Source organism: Paraburkholderia piptadeniae, from assembly GCF_900007165.1.
Taxonomy (GTDB): Bacteria; Pseudomonadota; Gammaproteobacteria; order Burkholderiales; family Burkholderiaceae; genus Paraburkholderia; species Paraburkholderia piptadeniae.
This window is the reverse complement of the sequence record NZ_CYGY02000002.1, coordinates 88,815-105,264: the sequence shown is the minus strand read 5'-3', so window position 1 is coordinate 105,264 and position 16,450 is coordinate 88,815. Positions and strand designations below refer to the sequence as shown.

The following is a 16,450-nucleotide window of genomic DNA, read 5'->3' as shown; positions in this document are numbered from 1 at the left end:
GCGAGCACCCAATGCAGCAGACGCGTTGACGTACACGCAACAGGCCGCACAGTAGCTGCGGCGACGGAGTAGACGATATGAGCTACACGGAGACAATCGGCAGCCGCAAGTATCGCTTTGCCGATCTGAAGACGCTGATGGCGAAGGCGAGCCCGCTACGTTCCGGCGACCAGCTCGCCGGCATTGCGGCGGCGAGCGAGGAGGAGCGCGTCGCTGCGAAGATGGCGCTCGCCGACGTGCCTTTGCGCACGTTCCTCAACGAAGCGTTGATCCCATACGAGAGCGATGAAGTCACGCGCCTCGTCATCGATACGCATTCGCCCGAAGCATTCGCGGAGATTGCGCATCTGACCGTAGGCGAATTCCGCAACTGGCTGTTGTCCACTTCGACGGATACGGCCGCGCTCACGCGTATCACGAAAGGCCTCACGCCCGAGATGGTCGCGGCCGTGTCGAAGCTGATGCGCAATCAGGATCTGATCCTGGCGGCGCGCAAACGGCCCGTCGTCACGCGCTTTCGCAATACGGTCGGTTTGCCGGGCCACATGTCGGTGCGTCTGCAGCCGAATCATCCGACCGACGACGTGAAGGGCATCGCCGCATCGATGATCGATGGCCTGATGTACGGTTGCGGCGACGCGGTGATCGGCATCAATCCCGCGTCGGACAGTCTTTCGGCAATCATGAATCTGCTCGTGATGATCGACGATTTCCGCACGCGCTATCAGGTGCCGACGCAATCGTGCGTGCTCACGCACGTGACCAATACGATTTCGGCGATCGACAAGGGCGCGCCCGTCGATCTCGTGTTCCAGTCGATCGCCGGCACCGAGAAAGCGAACGCGAGCTTCGGCATTTCGCTCGCGCTATTGCAGGAGGCGTATGAAGCGGCGCTGTCGCTCAAGCGCGGCACGGTCGGCGACAACGTGATGTACTTCGAAACGGGGCAAGGCAGTGCGTTGTCGGCGGATGCGCATCATGGCGTCGATCAGCAGACGTGCGAAGTGCGCGCGTACGCCGTCGCACGGCAGTTCAATCCATTTCTGACGAATACGGTAGTCGGCTTTATCGGCCCCGAGTATCTGTACGACGGCAAGCAGATCACGCGCGCCGGTCTCGAAGACCACTTCTGCGGCAAGCTGCTCGGCGTGCCGATGGGCTGCGATATCTGCTACACGAATCACGCGGAAGCCGATCAGGACGACATGGACAATCTGCTGACGCTGCTCGGCGTCGCGGGCATCAACTTCATCATGGGCGTTCCCGGCGCGGACGATGTGATGCTCAATTACCAGAGCACGTCGTTTCACGATGCGCTGTACGTGCGCGACGTGCTGGGTTTGCGTCGCGCGCCGGAGTTCGAAGAGTGGCTGGAGTCGATGCAGATCATCGATGCGCGCGGCGCGTTGCTCAATGCGCCCGCGCGTCAACCGCTTCTCGAAGGCGCAAGCGAATGGATGGGCATCGCATGAGCGATTCGATCGAAAAGAACGCGTGGCAGGCACTGCGTGCCTTCACGAATGCGCGCATCGCATTGGGCCGCGCAGGCAACTCTCTGCCGACCGCGCCGTTGCTGGCGTTCAATCTTTCGCACGCGCAGGCGCGCGACGCCGTGCATCATCCACTCGACGCCGATGTCTTGCACGAACAATTGCGTGCTCAGGGCTTCACGTCGCTCGACGTGCATAGTGCCGCGCCGGATCGCGAGCACTATTTGCGGCGTCCGGATATGGGGCGGCGTCTTTCGGACGAAAGCCGCGATCTATTGAACAATGCCGCGAGCGGTGATCCGCCCGAAGTGGTCTTCGTCATCGCCGATGGACTATCCGCGTTTGCGGCATCCAAGCAGTCGATTCCTCTGTTGCTGGCCATCACGAAGCGGCTCGCGGACTGGAAGATCGGCCCCGTCGTGGTCGCGCGTCAATCGCGCGTCGCGTTGGGCGACGAAATTGGCGAGTTGCTGAAGGCCAAGCTGGTTGTGATGCTGATCGGCGAACGGCCAGGGCTCAGTTCACCGGATAGCCTGGGCATCTATCTGACGTATGCGCCGAAAGTCGGATGCAGCGACGCGCAACGCAACTGCGTTTCGAACGTGCGACCGGAAGGGCTCGACTACGAAGCCGCCGCACACAAGCTGCACTATCTGCTGACGCATGCGCGCCGTTTGGGGCTGACAGGTGTCGTTCTAAAGGACGATAGCGATGCGCTGCTTCAAACGGCCGAAGCCGCATCGGTGATCGCGGACGCCTCGAGAACGTAGCAAAGCGCGCGGCCGTCATATCACGGCCGGGGCGCTTACTGCGTTCACTTCGCGAAGGCAACGTCAGAGCGCGTCGGCACGGCTCACAGGATGCTTGTCGAGCCACGCGTTCTCTTCGTCATCGAAAAGGCGCGAGCGCGTGAGGAATCGCAGGCCAGTCGGCCGTTCCAGCGAAAACATGCCGCCGTTGCCCGGCACGACATCGATGATCAACTGCGTGTGCTGCCAGTACTCGTATTGCGATTCGCTCATATAGAACGGCACGCCTGCAATCGTGCCGAGCCATACATCCGATGCGCCGACCATGAACTCGTTCGAAGGAAAACACATCGGCGCGCTGCCGTCGCAACATCCCCCCGACTGATGAAAAATGATCGGTCCGTGTTCGGCGCCCAACTGCTGGATCAGTTTGGTGGCCGCATCGGTTGCCACGACACGCGCAACGCCTTCGTCATTCATCGCGCTTCCCCTCTCATTTGATCCGCTGAAAAAAGACGGGCGAACCGCATTACGCGATTCGCCCAACAGGAGCACGACGCTCAGAAGAAGCCCAACGGTTTGTCGCTATAGCTGACGAGCAAGTTCTTCGTTTGCTGGTAATGGTCGAGCATCATCTTGTGATTCTCGCGTCCGATGCCCGACTGCTTGTAGCCGCCAAACGCGGCGTGCGCCGGATACGCGTGATAGCAGTTGGTCCATACGCGGCCCGCCTGAATCTCGCGGCCGAAGCGATACGCGCGCGAACCGTCGCGCGTCCAGACGCCTGCACCGAGACCGTAGAGCGTATCGTTGGCGATCTCGATCGCTTCCTCTTCGTTCTTGAACGTCGTCACGGAGACGACAGGCCCGAAGATTTCTTCCTGGAAAATGCGCATCTTGTTGTGACCGCGGAACACCGTCGGCTTCACGTAGTAGCCTTTCGCGAGTTCGCCGTCGAGCTTGTTCTGCTCGCCGCCGATCAGGCATTGCGCGCCTTCCTGCTTGCCGAGATCGATATACGACAGAATCTTTTCGAGCTGTTCCTTCGATGCCTGCGCGCCGATCATCGTCTTCGCGTCGAGTGGGTGTCCCTGCTGAATGGCGGCGACACGCTTCAACGCGCGCTCCATGAAGCGGTCGTAAATCGATTCTTCGATCAGCACGCGCGACGGGCACGTGCACACTTCGCCCTGATTCAACGCGAACATCGCGAAGCCTTCGAGTGCCTTGTCGAAGAAGCTGTCGTCCTTGTCGAGCACGTCGGCGAAGAAAATGTTCGGGCTCTTGCCGCCCAGTTCGAGCGTCACGGGGATGATGTTCTGGCTCGCGTACTGCATGATCAGGCGACCCGTCGTCGTTTCGCCCGTGAACGCGATCTTCGCGATGCGCTTGTTCGATGCGAGCGGCTTTCCAGCTTCGAGACCAAAGCCATTGACCACGTTCAGCACGCCCGCAGGCAGCAGATCCTGAATCAGTTCGACCAGCACGAGTATCGACGCGGGCGTTTGCTCGGCGGGCTTCAGCACGACGCAATTGCCGGCCGCGAGCGCGGGCGCGAGTTTCCACGTAGCCATCAGGATCGGGAAATTCCACGGAATGATCTGGCCGACCACGCCGAGCGGCTCATGAAAGTGATAGGCGACGGTATCGTGATCGATCTCCGAAATGCCGCCTTCCTGCGCGCGGACCGCGCCGGCGAAATAGCGGAAGTGATCGATCGCGAGGGGGATGTCGGCGGCCATCGTTTCGCGTAGCGGCTTGCCGTTGTCGATCGTCTCGGCGACGGCGAGACGCTGCAGATTTGCTTCCAGACGATCGGCGATCTTGTTGAGGATGTTCGCGCGTTCGGTGGTCGAGGTCTTGCCCCAAGCCGTTTTTGCGCGATGCGCGGCGTCCAGCGCGAGTTCGATGTCGGCTTCGCGTGAACGCGGAATCGACGTGAACGGCTCGCCCGTAATCGGCGAGATGTTGTCGAAGTACTCGCCGCCCGCCGGCTTCACCCACTCCCCGCCGATGAAATTCTCATACTGCTTCTTGTACGGAAACTCGGTGGTCAGAAACTTCATCTCTGCGTGATTCATCTGCGTGCTCCTCACATGATCGGATAGTCGATGTATTCGTTTGGGCATTTCACCCGGCTGGCGGTCTTCTGCTGCCGCGGGTGCATATCGCCAGAAGCGTGCCAACGAGTGCGCGCACGTCGCCGATGCCGGTGCACGCAGCACTGTCGCGATGCACGTCACGCGATGCGCGCGAGATTGCTCAGCGCACGCGTTGCATCCATGAGCAGTTTGACCAGCGAGTGTTCACCGAATGAACAGCGCGCGTGCATTGGAATGGAAAGTCGGCGAGGGTTCTTTTGGCATGGGACTTGCGTCGGTGTCCGCTTGTTTGTTCAATGTCACATGCAGGTGCATGTTCATCATCGACGCCCATATGACGACCGACCTTTCCTCTCCGTTCTCGCGCGTGCCCGTGTGCCGCGTCGAAACGAGCGTCGCGCACGACGCCGATGAACAGGCGCGCAATCTTCGCGGCTGGACGCAGACTTACGATCAGCTCACGGCAGGGCGCTTCGTCGGGAAGCTGACGGGCCTGCATCTCGATGCAATGCACGTGTTCTGCGAGACGACGAGCCAGACGTTGCGTCAGACCTGCGAAGTGCCCGAGGACGCATACTGGTTCGGCATTCCCGCCGACGACGCGAGCACGGGCCGCATCGACTCGCATGCGATCGGCCACGATGCGCTTGCGTTTCAACGCGGCGGCGTCGAGTTCGAACTGCTGACGCCGGGCGGCTACGCGATCTTCGGCGTGGTCGTATGCCGTGACGTGCTGCATCGGCATGCGGCCGCCGTCGAACATGCCGACATGGTCGCTCAGGCCACGCGCACAGGCATCCTTCCGATCGACGCGAAAAACAAGGCACGATTCTGCGCGCTGTTGCGCAGCGCGCTCGACGACACGGCGAGCGCCGCGTTTTCGACACGCGCCCGCTGCAACCTGGAAGCGTCGGTGATGTCGTCGCTGTTCGATCTGTGCGCGACGGCGTCCGTCGCGATTCCCACGCGTCCGCGCAGACAATCGATCGTCTCCGCCGCGCGCGACTATGTGCTCGCGAATCGCGAGCGTCCCGTCGGCGTGCCCGAGTTGTGCGAGCATCTGCACGTCAGCCGACGCACGTTGCAATACTGCTTTCAGGATGTGCTGGGTCTCGCGCCCGCGAGCTATCTGCGCGCGATCCGCCTGAATGGCGCGCGCCGCGATCTGTGCGATGCCGCGCCCGGCGAGCGCACGGTGCAGGACGTCGCGGCGGCGTGGGGCTTCTGGCATCTGAGCCAGTTCGCTACCGACTATCGCAAGCTGTTCGGCTTGCTTCCTTCAGAGACGCTCAAAACGGTTCGTGCGCCCGCGAACGCGCTGTTGACTCACTAAACGTATCTCGCACGTTCTTGCCGGTCGCGTCTGCGCGCATCCGTTAAAATTGCGGAATGCGCGAACTTCCTTCGCCGCCCGATCAACCATCCTCATCGAAGACATAGCAGGCTGCGCTGTATCGGTCCCGTGCTGAATTGCGTGGACCGGTCGATCAGCGCCTTGCAGGCATTCGCGTTCTTCGCGTGCGACGGAACGCGCTCAACCGATCAAGCTGGAGAATCAACGTGTTTACTTGCATCAACCAGAGCTGCGGCGCGCAGTGGGAGCAGTCCGACGTCGTCATCAAGAACGAAGGGCAGGGTCTGCTGTTTCGCTGCCCGATGTGCGGCGCCCGCAACTATGTCGAGCGTTTCGACGCCGACGACGGCACGATCGTCTACGAACAGATCGAAGGCCGCCCGTATAACTGACGCCTGCACAACGACATGACAGACAAGGCACGTCCCTTTAGCGAACTGCCGCTCTCGACGGCGGCGCTCGCGAATCTCACGCAACTCGGCTATGTCGAGATGACGCCGATCCAGGCTGCGAGCCTGCCGATCGCGCTCGCCGGCCGGGACCTGATCGCGCAGGCGAAGACGGGCAGCGGCAAGACGGCGGCGTTCTCGCTCGCGTTGCTCGCGCGGCTCGATGCGCGCCGTTACGCGGTGCAGGCGCTGGTGCTGTGCCCGACGCGCGAACTCGCCGATCAGGTCACGCAGGAAATCCGCCGACTCGCGCGCGCCGAAGAGAACATCAAGGTGCTGACGTTGTGCGGCGGCACGCCGATGCGTCCGCAGACTGCGAGCCTCGAACACGGCGCGCACATCATCGTCGGCACGCCGGGGCGCATCATGGACCATCTGGAGCGCGGCAGCCTCTCACTCGACGCACTCAACACGCTCGTGCTCGACGAAGCGGACCGCATGCTCGACATGGGCTTCTTCGACGACATTGCGAAGGTCGCGCGTCAATGTCCGAAGGAGCGGCAAACGCTGTTGTTCTCCGCGACGTACCCCGAGGGCATCGCGAAACTGAGCCAGCAGTTCTTGCGCAACCCGAAGGAAGTGAAGCTCGAAGAGCGTCACGACAACAGCAAGATTCGGCAGCGCTTCTACGAAGTGACGGAGGACGAGCGTCTGCATGCCGTCGGTATGTTGCTGAACCACTACCGGCCGGTGAGCACGATCGCGTTCTGCAACACGAAGAACCAGTGCCGCGATCTGCTCGACGTGCTGCGCGCGCAAGGCTTTCACGCGCTCGCGCTGCACGGCGAGCTCGAGCAGCGCGAGCGCGATCAGGTGCTGATCCAGTTCGCGAATCGCAGCTGCTCGGTGCTCGTTGCAACCGACGTCGCCGCGCGCGGGCTCGACATCGCGCAACTCGAAGCGGTGATCAACGTCGACGTGACGCCTGACCCCGAAGTACACGTGCATCGCATCGGCCGCACGGGCCGCGCGGATCAGGACGGTTGGGCGCTGAGCCTCGCGAGCATGAACGAAATGGGGCGCGTGGGCGGCATCGAAGAGGCGCAAGGGCGCGACGTCGAATGGCATCCGCTTTCCGGACTGAAGCCTGCAAGCGACCAGCCGCTGCTGCCGCCGATGGAGACGCTGCAGATACTCGGCGGCCGCAAGGAAAAAATCCGCCCCGGCGACGTGCTTGGCGCGCTGACGGGCGAAGCGGGCTTCAACGGTTCGCATATTGGCAAGATCAACGTGACGGAGTTTTCGACGTACGTCGCCGTCGATCGCAGCATCGCCCGTGACGCACTGCGCAAACTGAGCGCCGGCAAGGTCAAGGGCAAGAAAGTGAAAGTGCGTCTGATGGACGAATGACCGTGACGGCAGCGCGTGGCGAGCGCTGCTCTCTCTTCTGCCAAGCTGCTGCAAATTCAACCTCGCATCACGCCTCTTCATACCTGCGGGATTACCCTGGCGACGTCCGCATTCCACCTTGTTCCGTCAGCGCAAGCGCCTTCGCGCGCTTTGGCGCTTCGCGCCGCAGCATTCGCCGCATGAGCGAAACGCATGCCGCGCATGACAAACTTTCGATTGTTCTCGCGCGCGCGTTGTTGCCTAATCGTTCAAACTGGACGGGACCGACGCATCACGCATGGCCCGCCGATTGCAGCGAGGAGGAGGAATTTCATGCAGAGCGCTTTGCAAGCCCGCTCGAAGTTGCCGGACGTCGGCACGACGATCTTCACGGTCATCGGTCAACTGGCCGCCGAACACAATGCGCTGAACCTGTCGCAAGGCGCGCCGAATTTCGCGCCCGACGAAGCGCTGGTCGATGGCGTGACCAAGGCGATGCGCGCGGGTCACAACCAGTACGCACCGATGGCCGGCATCGGCGCACTACGCGCGGTGCTTTCGGCAAAAGTGGAAACGCTGTACGGCGTGCACTACGATCCGTCCACGGAAGTGACCGTGATCGCAAGCGCGAGCGAAGGGCTGTACTCGACGATCAGCGCGCTCGTGCATCCCGGCGATGAAGTGATCTATTTCGAGCCGTCGTTCGACAGCTATGCGCCCATCGTGCGTCTGCAAGGCGCGAAGCCGATCGCGATCAAGCTCTCATCGCAAGACTTCCGCGTGAACTGGGACGAAGTGTCCGCCGCAATCACGCCGAAGACGCGGATGATCATCGTCAACTCGCCGCACAATCCAACCGCGACGATCTTCAGCGACGCCGATATCGAACGCCTGAAGGCCGTCACGCGCAATACGGATATCGTGATCCTCTCCGACGAAGTGTATGAGCACGTCGTGTTCGACGGCGCGAAGCATCACAGCATGGCGCGTCATCGCGAGCTCGCGGAGCGCAGCGTGATCGTGTCGTCGTTCGGCAAGTCGTATCACGTGACGGGCTGGCGCGTCGGCTACTGCCTCGCACCCGCCGCGCTGATGGACGAAATCCGCAAGGTCCATCAGTTCATGGTGTTTTCCGCCGATACGCCGATGCAATACGCGTTCGTCGAAGCGCTCGCGAATCCGCAGAGCTATCTGGGCCTCTCCGAGTTCTATCAGCACAAGCGCGATCTGCTGACGCGCGAACTGCGCGACTCGCCCTTCGAGCTGTTGCCGAGCGAAGGCAGCTTCTTCATGCTCGCGCGTTTTCGCAGCTTCTCGGACGAAAAGGACAGCGACTTCGTGCTGCGCCTGATCCGCGATGCGAAGGTCGCGACTATTCCGCTGTCGGCGTTCTATACGGACGGCACGGATGGCGGCCTCATCCGTCTGAGTTTTTCGAAGGACGACGACACGCTGATCGAAGGCGCGCGCCGTCTGCGCTCCATTTGAGGACCACGCGATGATGCAGGAATCGATCAAGGCAGCCGTCGTGCAGATGAGCAGCAGCGCGGACGTCCAGCAGAACCTCGGCGAAGCGCGTCGTTGGGTGCACGAGGCGGCGCGCGAAGGCGCAACGCTGATCTGCTTGCCCGAATACTTCTGCTGGATCGGCGATGACGAAATGCAGCGCGTCGCTCTTGCAGAAGCATTCGGCGATGGCCCGATTCAACACGCGCTATCGGAACTGGCGCGCGAGACGAATGCGTGGCTGATCGGCGGCACGGTGCCGATCCGGCCGTCGCAGGGTCCGCAGGTCGGCACGCACGCGTACAACACATCGCTTGCGTTCGATCCGTCGGGGCGGTGCGCGGCACGCTACGACAAGATTCATCTGTTCAGCTTCAATCAGGGCGCCGAGCAGCACGCGGAAGGCGATACGATGGTCGGCGGCGAGAGCATCGGCACGGTGCCTGGTCCGTTCGGCACGCTGCGTCTGTCGGTCTGCTACGACTTGCGCTTTCCCGAGTTGTATCGCGCAGGGCCCGATGCCGACGTGATCGCCGTGCCCGCAGCGTTCACGCACACGACGGGGCTCGCGCATTGGGAGTTGCTGCTGCGCGCGCGAGCCGTCGAAAATCAGGCCTTCGTGCTCGCGTCCGGTCAGTGCGGCACGCACTCGAACGGGTGGCGGACTTTTGGCCACAGTATGATCGTCGGGCCGTGGGGCGAAGTGCTCGCACGTCACGACGACGAACCCGGCATCGCTCTCGCGACGCTGACCCAGGCTGCGCTCGACGAAGCGCGCAACCGTCTGCCGGTGCTTCAGCATCGGCGCATCGCTACGCCGTCTAACGTGCGTTGAAAATAAAGGGAAGGAGATCAACGATGAAGCTTGTGAAGAATCTGCTGATGCTGGCGTGCGCGTTTGCATCGTTTGCGACGGCGTCGGCGATGGCCGCCGATGCGACGACGCTGCGCTATGGGCTCGAAGCGCAATATCCGCCGTTCGAATCGAAGGGCTCGAATGGCGAATTGCAGGGCTTCGATATCGACATCGGCAACGCGGTCTGCAAGACGGCAAATCTGAAGTGCAGCTGGGTCGAAACGTCGTTCGACGGTTTGATTCCCGCGCTGCAAGGCCGCAAGTTCGACGCGATCAACTCGGCGATGAACGCGACGGAAAAGCGCCGCCAGGCCATCGACTTCACCAACGTGATCTACCGCGTGCCGACGCAGCTGATCGCGCGCAAGGACAGCGGCCTGCTGCCGACGCCCGAATCGTTGAAGGGCAAGCGCGTCGGCGTGTTGCAGGCGTCGATTCAGGAAACGTATGCGAAGGAGCACTGGGAGAACGCCGGCGTGGCGGTCGTGCCGTATCAGGACCAGAACCAGGTGTATGCGGATCTCGTCGCGGGCCGTCTGGATGCAACGCTCGTACTTGCGCCTGCGGGGCAAACGGGCTTTCTGTCGCGTCCCGATGGCAAGGACTACGCGTTCGTCGGCCAGCCCGTCCGTGACGACAAGATTCTCGGCAGCGGCATCGCGTTCGGCGTCCGCAAGGGCGATACGGCGCTGCGCAACCAGTTGAACGCGGCCATCGCGAAGGTGCAGGCGGACGGCACGGTCAAGACGCTCGCGCAGAAGTACTTCGGCAATATCGACGTTTCGGTGAAGTAAGACGCTTCGGTTCTCCGCTTCGTTTTTGTGCCGCATTTTTCGCATTGTGCGCCGCATGGCTTCCGTCATGCGGCGCGTTTCTTTTTGCCTAACGTCTGACGAATGAATCGTCGAAAGCGGATGGAATAAAGTCCGCAAAGGTCCTGTTAGCCCAACAGGAGCCTCATTTTGTACGACCGAACCGTCATGTCCCGCACTCGTTCGCCAACCGACACGCCGCTCACCGAAGCGGATATGCAGGCGTTCGCCGACGGCAGCCTGCCGCCGGAACGGGCGGCGCGCGTGCGCAGATATCTGGGCTCGCGGCCGCGCGAGGCCGAGCGGATCGCGTTCTACCGGCATCTGAACATGCAGATGCGGGACGTTTTTGAGGGCGCGTTTGCGCAGCGCGTTCGCACGCCGCGCGCCGACCGTGCGCAGACTGCCGATTTCCGTTCGAAGGCGCGCAGGTTCTTTCTGCGGCGTGTTGGCGTGGCGTTGCTTGGCGTTGCGCTGCTCGTATCGTCGGTGAGCGGGTGGTTTTTTGCGTCGCGTGTATCGACGGAAATGCTCGACGCGACGGCCGTGATGGCGCTGATGCGCGCTTCGGGTCAGCGGAGCGGCGGAGCGGCCGTGGTTGTGCCGAACGATCCGCACGCCGCCGATCTTGCGCCGCTGGGGCTAAAGCTCGTCGATGCGCGGACGCGTCGTCCGAACGCATTCGCGCGTATCGACATACTCGACTACCGGAACGCGGACGGTGACGCCGTCGTGCTGGTCTCGTCGTGGGCACCGTTCGCGGCCGACAAACCGCATTGGTTCGCGCAACGCGTTGGCGACGTGCGGCTTCTGATGTGGACCACCGACGGCAAGCGCTACGTGCTGGCAGGACGCGCAACCACGCACGGACTGATGCGCGCCGCCGATGCGCTGACGATACGCTGACAACACGCCGAGCAAACGCACGCACGGCTTGTCTGTTTGCACGCGCGCGTGAGGCCATTGAAAACTGCGCGGAATAAAATTCAACAGATTGTGTTCTCTGCATCAAGAGGCGACGCGCGCGGCGGAATGCGTGCCGAGCGATACCTGATGGGTAGAGGAAATGGACATCCGTAACGAGTTGATGGAACACGTGCCGCGATTGCGCCGTTATGCAAGGGCGCTGATCAGCAATCGCGATCTCGCGGACGATCTCGTGCAGGACACGCTCGAACGCGCGCTGACGCGCACGAAAATGTTCCAGGCCGGAACGGATTTGCGTGCGTGGCTTTTCACGATCATGCACAACGTGTTCATCAATCAGGTGCGCAAGTCGTCGACGCGCGCAGTCCATGTTTCCGTCGACGACGAGAGCATTGTCGAAAGCGAATTCGCCGTGTCGGGCGAGCAGACACGCTCGCTCGAAGTGCGCGACCTCGATTACGCGTTGCAGCGGCTGCCTGCGGACCAGCGCGAAGTCGTGTTGCTCGTCGGGCTCGAGGAGATGAGTTACGCCGAAGTGGCGATTGCGCTCGACATTCCCGTCGGCACGGTGATGTCGAGGCTTTCGCGCGGACGCGAGCGTTTGCGTGCGTTGATGGCGGGTGCTCAGTCCGGCGCAAAACTGAAGGTGGTGCGATGAGCGATCAGCAGACTCCAATCAGCGAAGAAGACATTCACGCGTATGCGGACGGCACGCTGTCCGACGAGCGCCGTGAAGAAGTGGAGCGCGCGCTCGAAATGAACCCTGCGTTGGCCGCGCGCGTCAGCGATTACTTCTCGCTGAACAACATGTTCCATGAGCGCTATGACCGCGTGCTGAACGAGCCGGTGCCTGCGCGCTTGCGTGTGCACGAGAAGCGTCGCTGGCTGAGTGCGGCCAATTGGCCGCAATTCGCGGGAATGGCAGCGGCGCTGGTGTTGGGGATCGGGATTGGCGTCGGCACGAACATGGGCAAGGACTTGCCCGCACCGTGGGCGAGTTCGTCACAGGGGGCGTCGCAGGGTTCGTCGAATACGCGACCAGTGAGTGCCGATGTCTCCGAAGTCTTTGCGCAAAAGGCAGCGTTGGCGCATGTCGTGTATATGCCCGCCGTCGATCGGCCCACGGATATCGGCGAGGGGCACGAGGAAGAATTCGTGCAGTACCTCGCGAACAAGCTGGGCACCGATGTGCATCCGCCAATGCTCACCAGGAGCGGATTCCAGCTTGCCGGCGGCCGCGTATTGCCGGGCGACGATGGGCCCGTCGCGCAGTTCATGTATCACAACGCCAAAGGCGAGCGCGTGACGCTTTGCATTTCCCATCGCAAGGCGAGCGCGAATACGACTGCGTTCAAGCTGTATCAGGAAGGGCCGGTGAATGTCTTCTATTGGGTCGACGGCGATTTCGGATATGCGGTGTCGGGTGGCATCGATCGCAATGTAATGCTGCAGATCGCCCACGACGTCTATGCGCAATTGACGGGCGCGACACCGGGCTGATCGCTTGACTGCTTATTCCGTTCACGGCTGCATCTTTGGATGCAGCCGTTTTTTTTCTTTGGTAGTTAGTGATACGTAATTATTAGAGCGAGTGTGCGTTGCGGTTGGTAATTCTTTTGATCGACGGGAATAGATCGCGGTGACGCGTGGTTTGTCACCGTGCGTACCGCACGTTTTTCAAAGGAGTTGGCAATGAAGATGCTCGCAATGTTGGCCGTATCCGTCGCAGCCCTCGGTTCGACGAATGTATTCGCGCAAGGCAAGACGCGCGCGCAGGTGTATCAGGAATTGATCGAGGCGCAGCAGAACGGGCTGAACTTCGTCACGGACGCTTCGTATCCGGATGTGAGTCCGGCGTTTCAAGGAACGGTCGAGTATCTGAAGAAGCAGGCGATGGCGAAAGCCGAAAGCGCAAACCGGATGGCGAAGGCGGCTTCGGATGCGGCGGTACCAGGGAATTGAATCGAAGCCGTTCGGAGGAACGGTTAGAGACGGTTGGAAAAGCAAAAGGCCGGTCAGCTTTCGCTAGACCGGCCTTTTTGAATTCCTTGGTGGGGCGTGAGTGACTCGAACACTCGACCTACGGATTAAGAGTCCGCTGCTCTACCAACTGAGCTAACGCCCCAACAGAAGAAAGAGTATGCAGGAGTTTTTTCAGCTTGGCAAGCGGATCTCGCAAATTTCTTAAAAACAATTCGCGCGGCCTCGCGGTCGCCGGGCCCGAGCGAACCGCACGAAAGTCACCGAAAGCACCATTGAAGCGCACGGGCGTTCGTCCCGGTATCATGTCGCGACACCATGCCACGCGGCGTTCCGCGTGGCCCGAACGGGAAATCATGATGGACGAAAACGAAGTCCGGGCGTTGCTCGATCGAGTGCTCGCGCCGTGGGTGCGGGCGTTGTCGATGACCCCAGTAAAAGTGGATGACGAAAGCGCCACGCTGACGCTGCCGTTTTCGGGCGAGCTGCGGCACAGCGGCGGCGTGATCTGCGGACAGGTCTTCATGGCGGCCGCCGATACGGCGATGGTCGTCGCCATTTCCGCAGCGCTCGGCGGATTCAAGCCGATGACGACAGTCTCGCTGAACATCAGCTTCATGCGCGCCGTCCGCAAGGGCGATGTCGTCATCACGGCGCGCGTGCTTCGGATGGGCCGCAATCTCGTGTTCGGCGAAGTCGAGCTGTTCGACGAGGCCGGCAAGATGGCCGTGCATGCCACCACGACTTACGCGCTGCTCGACTGAGCCTGCGCGCCCGCCGACGGTGCCAGCGCGCCTCGGCAACGGAAGGAAATCAACGGATGTTCGATCAGGTCGTATTCGCCGGTGGCGGCAATCGCTGCTGGTGGCAAGCAGGCTTCTGGGACATCGTTCAGCCGGAACTGGACATCAGACCGCGCGTGATCACGGGCATCTCGGCGGGCGCGGCCACCGCGTGCATGCTCTACACGCGCGACGCCGACTGGGTGATGCGCTATTACGAAAACGCGCTGCGCAACAACACGAAGAACGCGTACTGGGGCAATCTGCTGCGCGGCGAGTCGGTGTTTCCGCACTACCGGATCTACCGTCAGGCGTTGCTCGACATCTACGGCGAGAAGTTTTCGCTGCTGGCGAAGGCGCCTGAAATACGCATCGGCGTGTCGCATGTGCCGCGCTGGCTCGGCGCGCGCAGCGCCGTCGCCGCCGGACTGATCGCGTACAACATCGAGAAATACATCCGCAAGACCTTGCATCCGACGCTCGGTCAGTCGCTCGGTTTTCATCCGGAATTCGTGCGCGCGCAGGATTGCGCGAGCGTCGACGAACTCGCGGACCTGATTCTCCAGTCGTCTTGCACGCCGCCGTTCACGCCCGTCCTGCGCCGCAACGGGCGGCCCGTGCTGGATGGCGGGATGGTCGACAACGTGCCCGTCGGCGCGCTCGATCCGACGCCCGGCAACGTGCTGGTGATGGTGACGCGCGTTTATCCGCGTCCGCGGATGTTCGTCGTGTCGCACGGCGCGCAGCAGCGGCTGTATGTCCAGCCGTCGTGCAAGGTGCCGATTTCGAGCTGGGACTATACGAGTCCGTCACAGATGCAGCACGCCTACAATCTCGGCCGCGCAGACGGTGAGCATTTTCTACAACGAATTCCGGAACTGCTCGACGCAGCCGCTCACGGTTGAAGCGTCCACGTCAGTGCAGCGGCCCGCGAACGGGCCGCGCGCAACTTACTTCCGGCGGCCGCCCTGCAGCGCTTCCGGATTCGCGACGCTCGACGTGTCGCCCTGATCGAACGCGAGAATGTTCCTGAACGCCGCGCCGAAGTAAAGCTCGTAGCTTTCCTTTTCGACGTAGCCGATGTGCGGCGAGCAGATCACATTTTCCATTCGCAGCAGGCTGTAGCCTTGCAGGATCGGCTCGCTTTCGTAGACGTCGATCGCAACCATGCCCGGCCGGTTGTGCGACAGCGCGCCGATCAGCGCGTTTTCTTCCAACAGCTCGGCGCGGCTCGTGTTCACGAAGAGCGCGGTTGGTTTCATGCGCAACAGATCGTCCTGTTTGACGATGCCGCGCGTGTCGTCGTGCAGACGCAAATGCAGCGACAGCACGTCGCTCTGCTCGAACAGCGCTTCACGGCTTTCCACGACCGCGTAGCCATCGGCGACTGCCGCTTCGCGCGTATGCTCGCGGCCCCAGATCAGCACGTTCATGCCGAACGCCTTGCCGTATCCGGCGACGAGCCGGCCGATCTTGCCGTAACCCCAGATGCCCAGCGTCTGTCCGCGCAACACCTGACCCAGACCGAAGTTCGGCGGCAGCGCCGATGTTTTCAGGCCCGATTGTTGCCACGCCCCCTGTTTAAGGTTTGCCACGTATTGCGGAATCCGTCTCTGCGCGGCCATGATGAGAGCCCACGTCAGTTCGGCAGGAGCGATGGGTGACCCGACGCCTTCGAGCACGGCAATCCCGCGTTCGGTACAGGCCGGCATGTCGATATGGCTTCCTGCCTTCCCCGTCTGGCTGATCATGCGCAGATGCGGAAGCTTGTCGAGCAATTGCGAGCTGATGCGGGTGCGTTCGCGAATCAGGACCAGCGCGTCGACTTCTGACAGACGACTGGCGAGCTGACCCAGGCCGCGCACGGTATTGTTGAAAACCTTGACCTCGTGGTCGGCGAGCAGTTGGAAACAGTCGAGCTTGCGGACGGCGTCTTGATAGTCGTCAAGGATGGCAATCTTCATGGCGTATGTGTTTTGCGGCGCACCACGCGGGTGCGGAACGGAGTATCTGTTTGGGTGTCCCATCATGTGACCTGGACCACATGATGCTTGTATTGAATGCCGTACCGTACAAGGACCCGCTATGACGGAGCCACGACGGTAGGGCAAGTT

General features: G+C 61.9%; 17 protein-coding genes and 1 tRNA gene. 14 read left to right on the top strand and 4 right to left on the bottom strand.

Annotated features, from left to right (window positions below; translation table 11 throughout):
• Positions 1 to 77: 77 nt before the first annotated feature.
• Positions 78 to 1,472 (top strand): ethanolamine ammonia-lyase subunit EutB, encoded by a 1,395-nt coding sequence (locus BN2476_RS00830; RefSeq protein ID WP_087732260.1) that lies wholly within the window; start codon positions 78 to 80, stop codon positions 1,470 to 1,472.
• Entirely contained in the window at positions 1,469 to 2,260 is a 792-nt protein-coding gene (gene eutC / locus BN2476_RS00825) for an ethanolamine ammonia-lyase subunit EutC (protein WP_087732259.1), read from the top strand. The genes BN2476_RS00830 and eutC overlap by 4 nt, the downstream gene beginning before the upstream one ends.
• A 63-nt stretch (positions 2,261 to 2,323) precedes the next feature.
• Here eutC and BN2476_RS00820 read toward each other — a convergent pair whose 3' ends face one another.
• Entirely contained in the window at positions 2,324 to 2,719 is a 396-nt protein-coding gene (locus BN2476_RS00820) for a DUF779 domain-containing protein (RefSeq protein ID WP_087732258.1), read from the bottom strand.
• A gap of 80 nt (positions 2,720 to 2,799) precedes the next feature.
• Positions 2,800 to 4,320: an aldehyde dehydrogenase gene (adh, locus tag BN2476_RS00815; RefSeq protein WP_087732257.1), complete on the bottom strand. Its 1,521-nt coding sequence runs from the start codon at positions 4,318 to 4,320 to the stop codon at positions 2,800 to 2,802.
• A 355-nt stretch (positions 4,321 to 4,675) separates the two neighbouring features.
• Here adh and BN2476_RS00810 point away from each other — a divergent pair, with 355 nt between their 5' ends.
• The 10 genes from BN2476_RS00810 to BN2476_RS00765 all read left to right on the top strand — a co-directional run bounded on the left by BN2476_RS00810 (position 4,676) and on the right by BN2476_RS00765 (position 13,536).
• Positions 4,676 to 5,674, top strand: a complete 999-nt coding sequence (locus BN2476_RS00810; RefSeq protein WP_087732291.1) for a helix-turn-helix domain-containing protein — start codon at positions 4,676 to 4,678, stop codon at positions 5,672 to 5,674.
• A gap of 227 nt (positions 5,675 to 5,901) precedes the next feature.
• On the top strand, positions 5,902 to 6,087 hold the full coding sequence (locus BN2476_RS00805) for a hypothetical protein (protein ID WP_087732256.1): 186 nt from the start codon (positions 5,902 to 5,904) through the stop codon (positions 6,085 to 6,087).
• Between the two features lie 15 nt (positions 6,088 to 6,102).
• Positions 6,103 to 7,494: an ATP-dependent RNA helicase DbpA gene (gene dbpA / locus BN2476_RS00800; protein ID WP_087732255.1), complete on the top strand. Its 1,392-nt coding sequence runs from the start codon at positions 6,103 to 6,105 to the stop codon at positions 7,492 to 7,494.
• A gap of 312 nt (positions 7,495 to 7,806) precedes the next feature.
• Complete coding sequence (locus BN2476_RS00795; protein WP_087732254.1) at positions 7,807 to 8,961, top strand: pyridoxal phosphate-dependent aminotransferase; 1,155 nt, start codon at positions 7,807 to 7,809, stop codon at positions 8,959 to 8,961.
• 10 nt (positions 8,962 to 8,971) lie between these two features.
• Positions 8,972 to 9,814: a carbon-nitrogen hydrolase family protein gene (locus BN2476_RS00790; RefSeq protein WP_087732253.1), complete on the top strand. Its 843-nt coding sequence runs from the start codon at positions 8,972 to 8,974 to the stop codon at positions 9,812 to 9,814.
• Between the two features lie 23 nt (positions 9,815 to 9,837).
• Positions 9,838 to 10,629 carry an ABC transporter substrate-binding protein gene (locus BN2476_RS00785; RefSeq protein ID WP_087732252.1) on the top strand — a complete coding sequence of 264 codons (792 nt, stop codon included), beginning with the start codon at positions 9,838 to 9,840 and terminating at the stop codon, positions 10,627 to 10,629.
• A 186-nt stretch (positions 10,630 to 10,815) separates the two neighbouring features.
• Positions 10,816 to 11,553 (top strand): anti-sigma factor family protein, encoded by a 738-nt coding sequence (locus BN2476_RS00780; protein ID WP_087732251.1) that lies wholly within the window; start codon positions 10,816 to 10,818, stop codon positions 11,551 to 11,553.
• Positions 11,554 to 11,713: 160 nt separating this feature from the next.
• On the top strand, positions 11,714 to 12,232 hold the full coding sequence (locus BN2476_RS00775; RefSeq protein ID WP_087732250.1) for an RNA polymerase sigma factor: 519 nt from the start codon (positions 11,714 to 11,716) through the stop codon (positions 12,230 to 12,232).
• Positions 12,229 to 13,074, top strand: a complete 846-nt coding sequence (locus tag BN2476_RS00770; RefSeq protein WP_087732249.1) for an anti-sigma factor family protein — start codon at positions 12,229 to 12,231, stop codon at positions 13,072 to 13,074. Before BN2476_RS00775 ends, BN2476_RS00770 begins: the two co-directional genes overlap by 4 nt.
• A gap of 192 nt (positions 13,075 to 13,266) precedes the next feature.
• Complete coding sequence (locus BN2476_RS00765; protein WP_087732248.1) at positions 13,267 to 13,536, top strand: DUF4148 domain-containing protein; 270 nt, start codon at positions 13,267 to 13,269, stop codon at positions 13,534 to 13,536.
• A gap of 87 nt (positions 13,537 to 13,623) precedes the next feature.
• Here BN2476_RS00765 and BN2476_RS00760 read toward each other — a convergent pair.
• Positions 13,624 to 13,699 (bottom strand) — tRNA-Lys (locus BN2476_RS00760).
• 214 nt (positions 13,700 to 13,913) lie between these two features.
• Here BN2476_RS00760 and BN2476_RS00755 point away from each other — a divergent pair.
• Both BN2476_RS00755 and BN2476_RS00750 read left to right on the top strand, forming a co-directional pair.
• Positions 13,914 to 14,318: a PaaI family thioesterase gene (locus BN2476_RS00755; RefSeq protein WP_087732290.1), complete on the top strand. Its 405-nt coding sequence runs from the start codon at positions 13,914 to 13,916 to the stop codon at positions 14,316 to 14,318.
• Positions 14,319 to 14,374: 56 nt separating this feature from the next.
• Entirely contained in the window at positions 14,375 to 15,241 is an 867-nt protein-coding gene (locus BN2476_RS00750; RefSeq protein WP_087732247.1) for a patatin-like phospholipase family protein, read from the top strand.
• Between the two features lie 45 nt (positions 15,242 to 15,286).
• Here the strand turns inward: BN2476_RS00750 and BN2476_RS00745 are convergent, their stop codons facing one another.
• Positions 15,287 to 16,300, bottom strand: a complete 1,014-nt coding sequence (locus tag BN2476_RS00745; RefSeq protein ID WP_087732246.1) for a D-2-hydroxyacid dehydrogenase family protein — start codon at positions 16,298 to 16,300, stop codon at positions 15,287 to 15,289.
• Between the last annotated feature and the right edge of the window lie 150 nt (positions 16,301 to 16,450).